At 66.5% G+C, this 1,414-nt stretch carries 1 pseudogene; it reads left to right on the forward strand.

From position 1 onward, the window contains the following. Positions 1-1,414, forward strand: a pseudogene (locus tag EOA29_RS36450) (translocation/assembly module TamB); the annotation flags it as partial.

Here is a 1,414-nt window from a genome sequence, read left to right on the forward strand (position 1 = left end):
GCCCTGCTTGCCGTCGTGGCGGTCGAGACTGTGCTCAACGTCGCCCGCCACGACGGCAAGCAGGGCAATGTCGACGCCAAGATCCATTTCGCGCCGGCCGACAACAAGCTCGACCTCGATCTCAAGGCGTCGGAGCCAGCGGGCGGCATCATCGCCAACCTGCTCAAGCTGCCTGATGCGCCACCCGTCGACATCGTCGTTTCCGGAACCGGGCCACTCGCCAATTGGAACGGCGTCGGCACCTTCGTCGTCGACCGCAAGATCGTCACCCAGCTTACCGGTCGCCACCAGTTGAGCGACAAGGGGCACTATATAGAAGCCAAGGGCGACGGCGAATTCGAGCGCTTCCTGCCGGAAAAGTTCAAGTCGCTCTTTGCAGGCAAGACGAGCTTCGACGTCGCCGGCACCGCCACCAACGCTGGCGGGGTCGATATCGAGCATGCCACCATAGAGAGCGGCGCCGTGCATGGCACGGCCACCGGCAATGTCGACCCGAAGGGCGCCAGCGACCTCGCCGTCGAGCTTTCGGCCAAGGACAAGCCTGTCACGATCGATGTCGGCAACAGCGCGGTGCCGATCCTGGTCGCGGTCGAGAAGGCGACCGCCCGCGCCTTTGGCGACGGCAAGGCGCCGATGGTCGATATCGGCACGTCGCTGGCCTCGATCGCCGTCGGCGGCACGCAGCTCAACAATGTGACGGGACAAATCCATTCCGACGGCTTCGATGTCGAGAATCGCAGCGGCCCGGTCAGCGTGAAGCTCGCCGCCGCTGGCCTGAAGACCGACGTGGCGACGCTGGCGCCGTTGGTGACGGGCACGCTGGCGGCCGATCTTTCCGGTTCGATCAGCCGCGATAACGTCACCATCGACAAGGGCACGCTGCGCAGCGACGCGCTCAATGCTGCGCTGACGGCCGGTGTCTCGCTCGCCGATCTGTCGATGACGCTGAAGATGAATGCCGACGCCGTGTCCAAGGCTTTGCCGCCGCAGATCAGCTCGCTGCTTGGCGAACGGGTGAAATTCTCGGCCACCGCGACCCGCGATCCGCAAGGCGCCTTCGCTGCCAATTCGCTGGAACTCACCTCCGGCTCGCTCAGCGCCAGCGGCACCGCCAGCGCGCAAGGCTCGGATATCCAGGCCAATGTGAAAGGCACGCTGGGCGATGTCTCGGCGCTGTCGTCGCTCGCCGGCACGCCGCTTGCCGGCGGGGTCAATTTCGCGCTGACCGCGAGCGGCCCGCGCTGGGCGCCGGACTTTTCGGTGTCGGCCGACAGCGCCAGCCTGACGGCGGCCGGCCGCACGGTGAAGGACATCAAGCTCTCGGCCAAGGGCAAGGCCGACATCGCCAACCCGCAGGCCGATGTTTCGCTGACGGGCAGCGTCGAGGAGCAGCCGCTCGACATCGGGGCTTCGC

It is taken from the genome of Mesorhizobium sp. M1E.F.Ca.ET.063.01.1.1, from assembly GCF_003998155.1.
Taxonomy (GTDB): Bacteria; Pseudomonadota; Alphaproteobacteria; order Rhizobiales; family Rhizobiaceae; genus Mesorhizobium.